General features: G+C 35.9%; 17 protein-coding genes and 1 pseudogene. 4 read left to right on the top strand and 14 right to left on the bottom strand.

What is annotated here, in order from left to right:
• The 14 genes and pseudogenes from STRDD04_RS07305 to STRDD04_RS07235 form a co-directional block, all read right to left on the bottom strand.
• Positions 1-1,033, bottom strand: a pseudogene (locus STRDD04_RS07305) (ATP-binding protein); the annotation flags it as partial.
• A gap of 10 nt (positions 1,034-1,043) precedes the next feature.
• The gene (locus tag STRDD04_RS07300) at positions 1,044-1,460 is read right to left on the bottom strand and encodes a conjugal transfer protein (protein ID WP_062201028.1); all 417 of its coding nucleotides are present in this window, start codon (positions 1,458-1,460) and stop codon (positions 1,044-1,046) included.
• A 1-nt stretch (position 1,461) separates the two neighbouring features.
• Positions 1,462-1,689, bottom strand: coding sequence for a hypothetical protein (locus STRDD04_RS07295; RefSeq protein WP_017827907.1), 228 nt, complete (start codon positions 1,687-1,689; stop codon positions 1,462-1,464).
• Between the two features lie 16 nt (positions 1,690-1,705).
• Complete coding sequence (locus STRDD04_RS07290) at positions 1,706-2,698, bottom strand: conjugal transfer protein (RefSeq protein ID WP_062201025.1); 993 nt, start codon at positions 2,696-2,698, stop codon at positions 1,706-1,708.
• A gap of 9 nt (positions 2,699-2,707) precedes the next feature.
• Positions 2,708-3,262 (bottom strand): hypothetical protein, encoded by a 555-nt coding sequence (locus STRDD04_RS07285; RefSeq protein ID WP_062201022.1) that lies wholly within the window; start codon positions 3,260-3,262, stop codon positions 2,708-2,710.
• The gene (locus tag STRDD04_RS07280; RefSeq protein WP_062201020.1) at positions 3,259-3,495 is read right to left on the bottom strand and encodes a hypothetical protein; all 237 of its coding nucleotides are present in this window, start codon (positions 3,493-3,495) and stop codon (positions 3,259-3,261) included. Before STRDD04_RS07280 ends, STRDD04_RS07285 begins: the two co-directional genes overlap by 4 nt.
• Before the next feature lie 19 nt (positions 3,496-3,514).
• Positions 3,515-3,901 (bottom strand): hypothetical protein, encoded by a 387-nt coding sequence (locus STRDD04_RS07275; RefSeq protein ID WP_062201017.1) that lies wholly within the window; start codon positions 3,899-3,901, stop codon positions 3,515-3,517.
• On the bottom strand, positions 3,879-5,111 hold the full coding sequence (locus STRDD04_RS07270) for a replication initiation factor domain-containing protein (RefSeq protein WP_062201012.1): 1,233 nt from the start codon (positions 5,109-5,111) through the stop codon (positions 3,879-3,881). Before STRDD04_RS07270 ends, STRDD04_RS07275 begins: the two co-directional genes overlap by 23 nt.
• A 212-nt stretch (positions 5,112-5,323) precedes the next feature.
• The gene (locus STRDD04_RS07265; protein ID WP_062201009.1) at positions 5,324-6,955 is read right to left on the bottom strand and encodes an FtsK/SpoIIIE domain-containing protein; all 1,632 of its coding nucleotides are present in this window, start codon (positions 6,953-6,955) and stop codon (positions 5,324-5,326) included.
• Between the two features lie 6 nt (positions 6,956-6,961).
• A complete protein-coding gene (locus STRDD04_RS07260) occupies positions 6,962-7,372 on the bottom strand; it encodes a DUF961 family protein (RefSeq protein ID WP_002922355.1) in 411 nt (136 codons plus the stop codon).
• A gap of 35 nt (positions 7,373-7,407) precedes the next feature.
• Positions 7,408-7,722: a hypothetical protein gene (locus STRDD04_RS07255; protein ID WP_062201006.1), complete on the bottom strand. Its 315-nt coding sequence runs from the start codon at positions 7,720-7,722 to the stop codon at positions 7,408-7,410.
• 353 nt (positions 7,723-8,075) lie between these two features.
• Positions 8,076-8,306, bottom strand: coding sequence for a hypothetical protein (locus STRDD04_RS07245; protein WP_062201001.1), 231 nt, complete (start codon positions 8,304-8,306; stop codon positions 8,076-8,078).
• 86 nt (positions 8,307-8,392) lie between these two features.
• Positions 8,393-8,671, bottom strand: a complete 279-nt coding sequence (locus STRDD04_RS07240; protein ID WP_062200998.1) for a type II toxin-antitoxin system YafQ family toxin — start codon at positions 8,669-8,671, stop codon at positions 8,393-8,395.
• Positions 8,672-8,944: a type II toxin-antitoxin system RelB/DinJ family antitoxin gene (locus STRDD04_RS07235; RefSeq protein ID WP_062200672.1), complete on the bottom strand. Its 273-nt coding sequence runs from the start codon at positions 8,942-8,944 to the stop codon at positions 8,672-8,674.
• Between the two features lie 150 nt (positions 8,945-9,094).
• Between STRDD04_RS07235 and STRDD04_RS11005 the strand changes: the two genes are divergently transcribed.
• The 4 genes from STRDD04_RS11005 (at position 9,095) to STRDD04_RS07220 (ending at position 12,508) form a co-directional block, all read left to right on the top strand.
• Positions 9,095-9,262 carry a hypothetical protein gene (locus STRDD04_RS11005; RefSeq protein WP_156469071.1) on the top strand — a complete coding sequence of 56 codons (168 nt, stop codon included), beginning with the start codon at positions 9,095-9,097 and terminating at the stop codon, positions 9,260-9,262.
• A 645-nt stretch (positions 9,263-9,907) separates the two neighbouring features.
• The gene (locus tag STRDD04_RS07230; protein WP_000483806.1) at positions 9,908-10,270 is read left to right on the top strand and encodes a helix-turn-helix domain-containing protein; all 363 of its coding nucleotides are present in this window, start codon (positions 9,908-9,910) and stop codon (positions 10,268-10,270) included.
• 6 nt (positions 10,271-10,276) lie between these two features.
• A complete protein-coding gene (locus STRDD04_RS07225) occupies positions 10,277-11,128 on the top strand; it encodes an ImmA/IrrE family metallo-endopeptidase (RefSeq protein WP_070670859.1) in 852 nt (283 codons plus the stop codon).
• A 624-nt stretch (positions 11,129-11,752) separates the two neighbouring features.
• Positions 11,753-12,508 carry a P-loop NTPase fold protein gene (locus tag STRDD04_RS07220; RefSeq protein ID WP_062200670.1) on the top strand — a complete coding sequence of 252 codons (756 nt, stop codon included), beginning with the start codon at positions 11,753-11,755 and terminating at the stop codon, positions 12,506-12,508.
• Positions 12,509-12,593: the final 85 nt, after the last annotated feature.

Below are 12,593 nucleotides of genomic sequence, written 5' to 3'. Positions count from 1 at the left end.
GGCTAGAAGCAGCAATAATGAGATAAGCTCCATATTCAATGACTTCTTCTTTCCCACCAACCTTTTTCATCAAGTCTTTGAGGGACATTGCCCCCAGAATAATTTCATCTTGTTGGACGGTATCAGTACTTTCTGCTTCATTCATAATGTTGCGGTAACGAATGTTAGAACGTGCCATTCGCCCTTTTAAAGAGTTCTTTTCGATAAATTCTGCTTTAATCCGTAGTTCTACAGGGAAATTAAAGCGTTGGGTAAATTCTCCCAGATGAAAGCCATTAAAAATAATGGGTGTTTTAGCAATCGGAAATATGGTGAGAAAAGAAGAGCCATAGGGGCTGTCTAACTTCATAAAGCCCCCTGCCATTGGTCTTAAGACGGTATCTGTCACATTAAAGAGCGCCCGATTGGCGGTGACTTCTTGCTTTAGATGAGGGATATAGCGCAAGTATTGCATGCGTTGATAGTAAAAGAGCTCTTCATTGGTCAAACGTTGTGCCCGAAGAGCAGAAAGGGTTTGATAGATAGTCGTTTCACTCACCAGATACTCTTGCGCCCAATCTTCAGGAATCTCATATTGAAAGCCCACGCTATTAGCAATCATTTCAAAGACTTCAGAGAAGCGCTCAACCGCCATATCCTGAACGGTGGTGTTCTGGTCATCTTTTAAAAGATTGACACCAATCAACCAGTCAAATTGATAGGGAATTTCCATTTCTTGTGTCAATTTGTCTGTCGAGTACTGCAACAGTTCTTCCCCCAATGCTTGACTATCGGGGGACAAGGCATGAGAAAAGTCTTTCATCTTTTCTTCTAGCAAATAGTCCTTTGGAATCAAGGAGATTTCAAAGGACTTGTTTTTAACCAGTTTTTTTATTAGCTGAGCAGTTGTCAGCTTGTGTTTTTGTTTCTTAGCTTTATCAGTAATGGTGATGGGAGTATTGGGAATACGATAAAAACTCATCACTGTTTTATCTGTTGTTAAAGCTATATTATCCCGTGTTTTAAGGATAGGATAGACTAGTTTTAGAACCATTAGACCTCCTTTATAAATCTGTTTTTTCAAAAACAATTTCTTCTTCATCCATCATTTTCATTCTATCTTCATGATAAATCGCTTTATGATTGAGACGAAAATCTATAAGATAGCAGATGTAATCCCATAAGAAAACGTGCATTTTCTTCCCTTGTGGTTCATACTCTGTATAGAACTTAGCGAGTTTATAAGGGATATACCAATAAAGATAACATGAAATGGAATGCGTTAATTTGTTCAACGGAAGAAGAAGTGAGCTAAACACTGTCAACATCAAAATCAAGACCAGTGCAAAGACCACAAAAAAGGAAAGTTGCATGGGCGTTGCAAAATACCAAATGCGTTTTCCTTTTTGTGTTTTAACTTCTTGAATCCAGTAAGGAGCATTTATCCCTCTAGCGTAATCATATAGTCGTTCTTCTTCCATGTCACAACCCCGTTTCAATTCCAAAGAGACGGAGGAACCAACCGACAACATGAAGTAATTGTCGTCCGCCTCCTGTTAAAGAGGCAATCACTGCGTAGAAAACAAGCGTGGTAAATAGTTTTCCCCAAGAGCTGTTTCTCCAAGCTAGAATGATAAGAATAATCGCTCCAAAGGTAATGAACCAGAAGCCATCTCCTTGTAACCATGTTTGTAAATTAGATGAACTCATAGATTAAAATCTCCTTTTATTCTTTTGTATCTGCGTAATTAGCAGGGATTGTATGGCTGACTTTCTCCACATAATAAGACTTGCCTTTTTCTGATAAGATCAAGGTAAAGTTTTCAGCATGTGTCGATCCTGCAACTTCAAATGTTACTTGAACATAGGCCATAACTGCTTTATCGGTGGCTTTGTAGTAACTAAAATCTAAGGTTTTAAACGTAGCATTTTTTACAACCGTTACATTGTGAGCCACTAAGTCCAAGTTGTCTTGGTCAGTAGTATAGTTGGTAAAGAAAACATTGAGAAACTTATCCAGTTTCTTCTTTGTTTTCTCTGAAATTCTATCTGACTGATTGAGTTTGACCTCTGTATCGGTACTTTTCTTATCTGCCTGATTGGTCGATAAACTGGAAAACCAAGGTAAGCCCGTAACGTAGTAGCCTGTTTTTGTTTTGGCATAAGGGATATTAAACCCCGTCACCAATTCTTTTTCTTCTGTCTTGTCCCCATTTTTTACAGTCTGTTTATAATGTACTTCATACGTTGCCACATTATCCGTAACCGTTAGCAGGCGTGACCAGCTCAATTGGCTAGGATTTTTGACTTGACCTTGTGCTTGAATATCAGGCTCTGAACCGTAGAAGCTCTTTAATTGCTTAGCTTGTTTAGTTTGACCGTCTGAATCCGCGGGAATAGTGAAATAGCACTCTACAAAATCATTCAGATAATATTGCAGGCGATTATCTATTGTTTGGGAAGCAGAAGAGGGAGAAGAAGTAGCTTGCTTAGAAGCCATCAGTTTTTCAAGATTGGTGACTTTACTAGACATTGTCATCGCACGAATGCCTCCTAGTAGCCCCACCAGCAAAATAAAAGCCAATCCTGACAGAACGGCAAGATTGACTGTTTTTTTATTGGCAAGGGTTAATGTGGGTTTTCCTTTCTTTTTAGGGCGTTTGGTGAAGTTTCCAAAATAAGTTTTCAAGTGATGATAGATAAGTTTTACTGTATTCATAAGTGCTCCTTACTGATTGGCTAGTTCAATCAATTTATTTCCTTTGGCGTAAAGTTGTTTATGAAGTTTATTAAGTTCACTATTAACATAATAGTAACCCCGCAATTCAGCGTGAAGACTTTCAACCAGCGCTTCAGGAAGTTGTTTTGCCTCTTCTTTTTTAAGAAGCCCGTGCAATTCACCTGCTTTTTTCCAAGCTTCTTTATCATCATGGGCTTTCATCAATTCTCCTAGCTCCAATGAGACCGCTCTAACTTTCTTTTCGAGTGTATTTTGTGTTGCCATTATCAGTTCCTCCATAAATGTTGTTTGATTTTCTAAGATAACCTGTCTAAAAAGAGTGACAAGTTGTGTCGTCATGTGTTGATTGAAGTCTAACACTTGACCATCCAGTGTGAAATAAGCGTGTTGGTAGTGGGCGGGGTATTCAAGGTCAAGGGTTTTCCGTGCAAAAGCGTCTAAGAAAAACTCTTTTTCCTTCATTAGGACAATGTAGAGATTCCAGAATTCGTTTTTATCAGGGAAACAGGAGATTCCCTCGTAAATTTTCTTTACAAGCTTCATACGTCATCTTCTACCAAATCATGATAGCCAAGGAATCGATAGATGTCATCAGAATCAAACCAAAGCCAATCATTGATTTCTGTTTCTGTGGGGATACTTCCTGAAAAAATATCTTCACCAAGTGAGGTTAGTCTGTCCATATCTCCCCGTTCACGGATAGTTGCTAGTGTATTGCGTGCACCTGACCAAGCCCTGAAATTATCCAGACTATTCAATTCAACTTTATATTCCATTCCATTTTTCCTTTCATTTTTATAATACCAATTGAGCATAGCCCGTCTGTAGGAGCATCTCTGCCACCCAGTGAGCATTTTGGCTCATCTTTTTTAGTGGTTTTGTTTTTAACTCTTCAAAAAAAGGTTGTCTAGCTTCTTGCCTAGTCGCCTTTTTAATCGCATTTTGTTGGTGGTTTTCATCTTTAAAGGCTTGCTTTCTAAATTGTTCTGCATATTTCAATTCAGAATCTTTCTTAGGTTGATAATATAAGAGCCCCCAATAATCAATCAAATCTTTGACCAATTCAAAATCGTAAAACGATAGGTAGAGTTCCTCATAACCGACTGGAAAGGTCTTTGTTTGAAGAGGGCGATTGAATTTATCAGGGATATTTATAGGTTTATATCTGTCCGACAATAACATCAAAATCAACTCCGTTTCGTTCACAAATTTCTTTTGCTAGTTTCGTATGATTGTTACTCAAATAGGCTTCAGAAATGATTTCTGAAAGCTCGTCTGTCTGATAGACCATATCAACGATTTTCAACAATTTCAAAGCACTAGAGACTTGTTTTGTGACCCAATGTTTTGTCCTTGCATAGTTAATTTGACGGGGACGTATGACAAATTTAAAACCCGCTTGTGTACCAAGCAGGTTATCCCATTCATTATCATAGTTACCGTTCCAATCTTTCACTTCAAAATAGTTATTTAAAATCCGAGCGCCTATTTTGGTCAAGTCTGTTTCCAGCGTATACCATTCTTTCAAAATATCAAATGCCTTGGTGTCGTGTAGTTCAATCTCATAACGGTTTTTGTAATTATAGGCTTCATGAATATAGTCAACAGATACATCTTTTAAGAGGGCTTGTTCATAATCCTTTTGATAAAAGCGAATCATGAGGCTGGATTGACGGCTACCAAAATTTAAGGTCAATCCCTGATTAACAAAGCGATTTTCAACTTTTTTCAAGCCCTCAATAGCAGTAAAGGTGCGGAGCTTGCGCATGATGATTTTATTGTCAAAAATCCGATTTTTAATATCAAATAAGTCAAGATTCCCTGACTTTTTGTATAATTCATCAAGGGCAATATCAAAACGTGGGAAGGCTAAAAAATCTTCCAAAGGTCTATCTTTTCGTTCTTGTTTCGCAAGGAGAAAGACATCATGAAGAAAAGAAAACCAATCCCGTCCTTGTTGCTTTAATAACAATTCAAGCTCACGACAACCCCCTCCTGTTAAATCAATCAATGTTCCAGCTTCCGCTTTCTTTTCAGAATGGGAATAAAGTACCCGAATCGAACCATAAGTTACCATATCTGAATAGCTGTATAGGCTGTTTTCTTCGTGAAAAAAATCTGCTGGTTTTAATTTTAGAACGTGTGTGATGACAGCTTTAAAATCAAGCGTTTTGAAGCGAATTTTTAACCAATCCACCGTGCTTTCTAGTTTGGTTTCTGATTTGCGATTCAGAAAGTGAAAGAGTGTTTGTTCAAATTCCTTGGTCATCTTTCGTTGACCTTGTTCAATGTTTCGGTAATTGTAGTAACTATAACCAATCATCGTTGCCATTTTGCGTTGGGTAAACCCTAACTCAAGCCTGATACGTTTTAAATCGGTATTGCTTATCATTCTTTTTCCACCTCCTTTTTGTGTTTGTTCTAGTGACGGGAAGAATAGGGAATCTAACAGCCTTTTAAGGGCTTGTGTTAGTTTTAACCCCCCTATTAGTATCGGGTGGTTAAGCCCTTTTGGGGCGTGCCTACGGCACACCCCAAAGCGCCATGCTTGTCAGCTCGGTCGGGCAGGTCGGACGGGCTACGCCCTGACCTTGACCTTCGTGCCTACGCTGGCTCAGTAGCTGTAAAATGCTCTAAGACGACCTGCTTATAAGATAAGCCTGATTGTTCCTTTTCCGTTAATAATTCCTCCAATAAACTAATATCCGCCTTATCTAGCATAATACGATTGTCTGCTCTTGTAAATGTATAGTCCTGTTCTTCTATATATTTAACAAGATTTCTTAGCGTTGAAACGGATATTTCAGCGTTTTTCGCAAATGTATTGAGAGATAACAATTTGTCCTCTGTTTCAACTGTGTTAGATAGATGGTTAGCAGGTTGGGTGATTGCCAAAGGGTCTTCAAGGGGAGGCAACTTTTTAAACTCATCAAAGAAAGAAAAGCCATCATCAAGTGGTACAAGAGGAGAATAAAATTCTCTAGCAATTTCCCCGCCATTGGCAATATAGCCACGACCAGAAATTTCTTCTCCGTCAATCTCATCTATTTTCTTGAAAAGTTTATTAACGTTGGCGTCTCCGAACATCATCTTATAGCCAACGTCTTCTAAGTGACCAACTGAAATTCGCTTCATGAATTGGTCACGCAAAGAGGTTTTTAGATATTCCCCGTCAGGTCTTTGCATGGCAGAAATCATATAAACCCCTGATTGACGACCTTTGAGAATCAGCTCTGTTAAATACTCAATAAAGGCACTAGCAGAAGCATAGTCTCGCTCTAGTTTAGCAGCTAAAGCAGCTAGTTCATCAATGATGATAAAGCGAGGCTTCAAACCGTAGGCAAAATATTTTTTCCCTGCTTGATAATCAGACTGACTTGTCATGTAATCAAAGCGTCTATCCATTTCCTGTTCCGCTTCTTTAAGACAATTCAGCATATCTTCTTTTTCCCAGAAAACACGTCCTTTAAATACAGGGATATTTTTTAAGCCGACAAAATCCGAACGTTTGGGGTCAAGGATTTCAACATAACCAATTTGAGCTAAAATCCAGACTAAAACCATAATAAGAATGGTTTTACCTCCACCAGTCCCACCACCGATTAGCAAGTGTGGGTGTTTATCAAAATCCCAATAGACACCTTTCATAAGGCGGATTCCCTTATCTGTCATCTTCACATCAAAGATAGACAAGCGCCCTGAAAATTGGTCAATCGCAATGGTATAAGAGACGTAGCCGTTGGTAAATTGCTTATTCATAAAATCCCCGTCAAACATAATTTCTAGAGATTTTTCAAGGGATATAAAGCGTTCTTGAAATCGGCTTCCTTGAAGCTGAAAGGTCACGGTGACACTAAAGCGGTCACGTTTGAGATACACTTTAGGCAAGCTTGTTCGTTCAATAAATCCTTTTTCTGTTTTGATTTTCTTGACCAGCACTAAGTTATTTTCTATCAAAAAGTGGGAAATAATTCGCAAGCTATCTAATCGACCAAAAAAGAGTAACTTCTGGTAACAAATTGCTTGAAGAAGAAGCAGAAGGAGTATGACTATTAAAAGACTTACTCCTAAGCTAATACCATAAGGAAGAGGGGACTGTTGAAGCTGAACCTGATGAGCGTAAATAAAAAAGCCAAAACCAATTAGGAATGGTAGTAAAAAAATAAAGAAGGTGGTTCTTCTAATCTTTTCATGGTATTTTTTGACACGAACACCACGATAGGTGAACAGCTTCATAGCTTATCACCCTTCCTTTTTAGCTTCGGGTTTATTGAGCAGGGACACATCTTTAGCACGGATTTTTACACCGCTTGATACAACACGGTTGCCGTTAATGGTTTCCGTATTTGTCCAGAAACGAGCAGTAGGAGCAACTAGCACCACTTCATCATTGTAGTTCTTTTCAGCGGTCATTTGGGCTACCTTTGCTTCAGGCGGAACCGTTACTGTAATATCCCCATTTACGGCAGAAGAATAGAGTTTGACATCAACTTCTTCCACAAAATCTGTTTCCCGACGTTTTTCTTCGCCTGTTGCTTCATCTACATAATCTTCCCATTTTTTGTGAAGAATCGTTTCTAGGAAGTTTAGCGTTCCTAGTGTTTTTTCAGTATCAAATGTTTCAATTACATCAGTCGCATATTTTACAGTCATATTTATTCTCCTTTATTTAGCTATTTTCTAGGTTTTTATTTTGTTTTAATAATCCGCATTTCTTCAGCTACAAAGACATTTTCACGTTTTCGTTTTCCTCCAAAGCGGAAGTTGCGGCGCTCAATTGCAATCCCACGAGGGAAGACAATTTTTTGACGACCTTCAGGGACATCTGACATTTTAAAGCCTTCTACAATCAAGAAAGCGGATGGCTCTTTACGGCTTGAAATTTCAAAGACACGATAAGAGGCAGGATTATAGTCATTGGCACGAATTTCTTCCATACCTGATACAAAGACCTCATTTCCAAGGACAGTGTTTTGGTCAACATAAACTTTTGTAATTTCCATTGATTTTTACCTCATTCATTTGTTTTTCAGACCTTTTCATGACTTGTCTAGGTCAATTTAAGTAATAATTGGTTCAAGTTTTAGTGATTTGGTGCTCTTACTCTAGTCATTTCTATCTCCTCATATTCCTAGATAGGCTTTTTTGACTTTGCGTTGAAAAGCATTCTTACAGTCCAGAAGCTTTTTAGCAAATCGGTCATGGTTATCATGGCGCAAAAAAAGACTGTCCATTTCACCTAGGCAGTCTTGGTAGCAGGTTTCACGGCGTGAGGAATCATAACCGTAAATTTTAAGAGAAAAAAGAAATTTCTCATAAATCTGTTGGAATCGTTCTTCAAAGTAACTCATCTATCTTAACCTCCATTCATCATGTAATAGTGTTGTACTTTAAATTTGTAGTGGTTTTTCCATTGTACTAAGGGATAAAGTGGCAATTCTAACTTTCGGTAGTGTTCAAATACGGTATCTATCCTTTCTAAAATCTGATGAAGTAAGAGTTTTTGGTAGTATTCATCAGGATATATTTTTAAAGAAAAAACGAAGCTTTCATAGATTCGTTGAAAACTTCGTTCATAATAGTTCATATCAGTTCCTCCTTTTTTATTATTTTAACGGTTTCATCAGCTTAAAAGAGTAGAAAATAAAAAAGACAGCTCATAATGAACTGTCTTTACATCTTAAACAAATCCGCATGACTGCCCGTGTCGGCTAAAGTAAGGGTTAGAATATCGTCTTCAATCAGATAAATCAAGAGCCAATCAGGTTTGATATGGCATTCCCTAAAGCCAACAAAGTTTCCTTTCAATTCGTGGTCACGGTATTTTTCTTCGAGTGTTTGCCCTAGGCGAAGTTTTTCAATCACTTCATCTAGAAGGGCTATATCTAAGCCTCGTTTTTTCATTCGTTTATAGCTTTTTTTAAAAGCAGAGGTAAACTTAATTTGATACATTTAGGCTTCCAGAGCTTTCTTTAAATCTTCCATATTGTCATAGGAGGCTACAGAATTATCACGAGAAATCCGTTTCGCTTCAGCAATAGCTTCTAGCGTTTTTGCATTGTAGTTTGGCACTTCAACCGTGAAGGGAATTCCTCCACGTAAGACACATTGGCGAAGAAAAATATTAACTGCGCTAGACATATCCATTCCTAAATCATTAAATAATGAAGTTGCTTGCGCTTTTACGGTCTCATCAATCCGAATTTGAGTTGGTACAGTTGCCATCAGCGTCACCACCTTTCATTATTTATTATAATACGATTAGTTTACATTGTCAATCATTTGTATTTTTTTTAGATGTTTTCTACTCTTTTAAATAGATGATTCCTGCTTAAAAGAGTAGAAAATGATATGATAAAAATAAAGGAGCAAATTATGTCTGGTTCAAAAAATAAAAAACGTATTGCCCTACGGTACTCAGAACATCTAAGCAAAATGAAAGATAAAGATAAAAAAATACTGAAGAAAAAAAGACATAAAAAGAAAAATCCTTCCTCAACCTCATCAAATAAAAAAATCCATATCCCATACAATATCAAATAACCATTTTCTATTCTTCTAAACAGAAATATATCTGTCTAGGCGTGCTCGTATCTTCGCAACGCTACTTTCGTTATGTCTCACGACAAAACTACTCACTCGAATAAGTCACGAATTTTGCCACAACTCAATGTACCATCTTTCTCACCTTATCCATTAGCAAATCTCTTAGATTCACATACCGCCCGCATATAGTTCTACTTAGCTATCCGTCTCTCTACATTTTTACTAAATAGTGCCTCCACCTCTCGGTAGCAGTTCCCCTTTGTTATTCGGTCAAGAGGGGCAAAAAGCCGAGTGCGTGAGATAATATCATTCCATTCTAGGTTCATCTACTCCAACCTCCTTGACTTTTTGCGATAAAACCGTTACAATAATAGTTGCTAAACAATATTGTGTGTTGGTCAGCTAAGCTTGAGTGAGGTTGTCTGACGCACTTTTTTATTCAATTTTCAAAGAACAAATTTAAATCTTTTTGTTAATATCGACCTTTTTCATACTTTATTAAATTTATCTATTTCATAATTTTAGGTTTAGTATTAACAAGACTTACACAACCTTCAGGTTGTAAATATATAATACAACTTATAGGTTGTATTGTCAAGAGTTTTTTGTAAAAAAATTAAAAATTTTTAAAGAGGTACAAAAATGTTTCCTGAACGCTTAAAAGCTCTGCGTTTAGAAGCCAATCTAACACAAAGCGATGTAGCAAAAGAATTTGGGATTTCTCAGCAAGCCTATGCTAAATGGGAAAATGCTAAAGCTAACCCAACACAATCAGTTATTACTAAATTAGCGAATTTTTACAATGTATCCATTGATTATTTAATGGGTAAATCTGACTACAAAAATTCAGATGAGATTGATTTATCAACATTTGAAGTTCTATATCGGAAAACTTCTAAAAATTTATCTGATGAAGAGAAAAAAATACTAGAAGAAGATTTGAGAGAATTTCTGTTAGAGAGAGAAAAAGCCATTAGGGCTATGAATAAAGAAAAGAAAGACTGATGTTTCGTGCAAAGAATTTACTTTAATGTTTGGAATCGTGTCAAACAAACACTTTATCCATTCATGAAATTAAATAAAGTACATCCTCTTTATTATACTTTTCAGGATTACTTCAATTATGAAGTTGACAAGAAAAATATACTTGTTATTCCTCACCATATCCGAATAGATATAGCAGGTTTTAATATCAATGATGGTGTTTTAACGATTTCCTATCAAGATAGTGATTCTATTACTCGTCAAAATTTTACAAAATGTCATGAATTAGGGCACATCTTATTACATCACAGTGGGCGAGTATTCACTGATTTTCATGATGATTCTCTACAAGAAAGAGAGGCTAATTTTTACTCAGCTTTTCTTTTAATGCCTGATATTGTGCTTCTGACTAAGATTTTTTACCAGCAAATGGCTTTTCAAGAGGTAGAAGTAGCACTACAAGTTTCTGCTCAAGCTCTCAAAACTCGTTTGACAGACTTCTTAAATTTTGAATTAGACATCAATAGACTATCTGCAAAACAAATTGTAGAAGATTACCTAACCAGAAAAAACAAACACATCATCGGTTACTTTGACCAAGTCAAAGACTATATCATCTCTGATTACAATGAATTTGAACCTAGTGCACTAGATAAGTTCAACTATTTAATAAATCAATCAAATTTCATTTCAGATATTGACTTACCAGAGCTAGCAGATACTCAATTCATCTCTTTGGTAAAACAATGTTATCCAAAATTTAAGGTTTGGGGTTTGTATGACAAAGGACAGTCCATTAACTATGCTTGGAATCCTAAACAACTGACAGAAGTAGCAGCTAAACGACATGCAAAACTCCTTCTAACAACAAGAAAATGACCTAGAGAAAATCTCTAAGTCATTTTTTCTATCTGTCGTAACCATACTTTTTCAGAGCCTTTTTGTAGGCGTTACTATCTTTTTTATAGTATTCTCTTTTAACTCCCGTTAAATTAGCTGTAAAAACACCATCTTTATAAGAATAGTTTTCAGTTGTTCCAAAAGAAGTTTAAAAGTTTTCTTATCTGTATTTAAAGTGATAGTGAATCCCCATTACTCTCAACAGTTCCACTGTCATAATCTTTTCATTTCGATTATCACTAATCCAATAATAATCCCCATCAAGGCTTTTTTGTTTTGAGCATGGTATTAAGAATATGGTTGCTAAGCCAAATAGAAGGATACTAACTATCTTTTTCATTACTTCCAGTTTCAAATGCCTTAGAATCTGGGAATAAAAACGTCAGGACCTCTCAGTATATAGGACAACAAACTAGCCGTTTGGGTAGGTTAGGACTTATTTAAGCCCACACCTATATATTATAAATAATGCTAAAACTTTTCTTTTTCATAGTCTCCTTGAAACAGTCAATATATTGTTACTAGCTGTTTCTTTTTTTCTTTGATTAAAAAGTATATGATATACTAATATTAACAAAGCGATACTTAAAATAGGAGTTCGATATGAAAGAAATCAGATTTGATAAAGTTTCAACAAAAGTTGCTGAAGAAACATTTTCTAAGATTATTTTACAAAAATTGCAAAATACAGAAGAGGATATCTTTCAAACTTTTTTTCTAAATGGTGTATGGGGGAGTGGCAAAACAACTTTCCTAAAAAAAGTGGAAGGGCAAGCAAAAAGCACTAAATTTATTTACTTAAAGCTTTGGGAAGCACATGATGAGAGAAGTGTGACTGCGATAGCTTTTAGTCTCTTACATCCATTTTTATATTATCTACTTAGATTTTTAATTGTGATTGCAGTAGTTACTAGTGTCTTAATGACTCCTGCTATAAATTTAGGATTACTAAGTTATTTAAAGGACTTATTAATCTTTTTAGGTCTACCAATTTATTTTCACAATTTTCTCATCATACTTAGCACTATAATTGCTTTAATAGTTACGGTTTATCAACTTTTAAAAGTAAAATCTGATTCAATGTATATATGTCTTTTGCCAAAATTTTTGTCAAATAATAAGGTGCTTGTAATTGATGATTTTGATAGAATCACGACTGATAGACAGAATGAAGCCTATAAATTATTTAACATACTACATGGAAAACTTCCAATAATATTTGTAGGAGACTATCAAAAGATTGCTAAAAGTGATGATGAAAGCGGAAAGTTTTTACAAAAAATTATTGATGAATTTTATCAGCTAATCACATCTCTAATTCGTAAAGAAGAAAGGTTAAGTATCAAAAAAGGTGCTTAACCTTTCTTTGTAAAATACCGTTATGTAACATGAAAAGCCGATATAGAAAAAATGGCTTAAAAATGATAAAATATTATTAGTTAAT

It is taken from the genome of Streptococcus sp. DD04, assembly GCF_001578725.1.
Classification (GTDB): domain Bacteria; phylum Bacillota; class Bacilli; order Lactobacillales; family Streptococcaceae; genus Streptococcus; species Streptococcus sinensis.
This window is presented reverse-complemented; position numbering and strand designations above follow the sequence as displayed.

What these genes read in the sequence shown, in the direction of transcription:
- STRDD04_RS07295 (WP_017827907.1), bottom strand. Translation starts at nt 1,689, where the DNA reads ATGAGTTCATCTAATTTACAAACATGGTTACAAGGAGATGGCTTCTGG.
- STRDD04_RS07230 (WP_000483806.1), top strand. Translation starts at nt 9,908, where the DNA reads ATGTTTCCTGAACGCTTAAAAGCTCTGCGTTTAGAAGCCAATCTAACA.
- STRDD04_RS07265 (WP_062201009.1), bottom strand. Translation starts at nt 6,955, where the DNA reads ATGAAGCTGTTCACCTATCGTGGTGTTCGTGTCAAAAAATACCATGAA.
- STRDD04_RS07275 (WP_062201017.1), bottom strand. Translation starts at nt 3,901, where the DNA reads ATGTTATTGTCGGACAGATATAAACCTATAAATATCCCTGATAAATTC.
- STRDD04_RS07245 (WP_062201001.1), bottom strand. Translation starts at nt 8,306, where the DNA reads ATGAACTATTATGAACGAAGTTTTCAACGAATCTATGAAAGCTTCGTT.
- STRDD04_RS07300 (WP_062201028.1), bottom strand. Translation starts at nt 1,460, where the DNA reads ATGGAAGAAGAACGACTATATGATTACGCTAGAGGGATAAATGCTCCT.
- STRDD04_RS07290 (WP_062201025.1), bottom strand. Translation starts at nt 2,698, where the DNA reads ATGAATACAGTAAAACTTATCTATCATCACTTGAAAACTTATTTTGGA.
- STRDD04_RS11005 (WP_156469071.1), top strand. Translation starts at nt 9,095, where the DNA reads ATGTCTGGTTCAAAAAATAAAAAACGTATTGCCCTACGGTACTCAGAA.
- STRDD04_RS07260 (WP_002922355.1), bottom strand. Translation starts at nt 7,372, where the DNA reads ATGACTGTAAAATATGCGACTGATGTAATTGAAACATTTGATACTGAA.
- STRDD04_RS07285 (WP_062201022.1), bottom strand. Translation starts at nt 3,262, where the DNA reads ATGAAGCTTGTAAAGAAAATTTACGAGGGAATCTCCTGTTTCCCTGAT.
- STRDD04_RS07270 (WP_062201012.1), bottom strand. Translation starts at nt 5,111, where the DNA reads ATGATAAGCAATACCGATTTAAAACGTATCAGGCTTGAGTTAGGGTTT.
- STRDD04_RS07255 (WP_062201006.1), bottom strand. Translation starts at nt 7,722, where the DNA reads ATGGAAATTACAAAAGTTTATGTTGACCAAAACACTGTCCTTGGAAAT.
- STRDD04_RS07280 (WP_062201020.1), bottom strand. Translation starts at nt 3,495, where the DNA reads ATGGAATATAAAGTTGAATTGAATAGTCTGGATAATTTCAGGGCTTGG.
- STRDD04_RS07235 (WP_062200672.1), bottom strand. Translation starts at nt 8,944, where the DNA reads ATGGCAACTGTACCAACTCAAATTCGGATTGATGAGACCGTAAAAGCG.
- STRDD04_RS07220 (WP_062200670.1), top strand. Translation starts at nt 11,753, where the DNA reads ATGAAAGAAATCAGATTTGATAAAGTTTCAACAAAAGTTGCTGAAGAA.
- STRDD04_RS07240 (WP_062200998.1), bottom strand. Translation starts at nt 8,671, where the DNA reads ATGTATCAAATTAAGTTTACCTCTGCTTTTAAAAAAAGCTATAAACGA.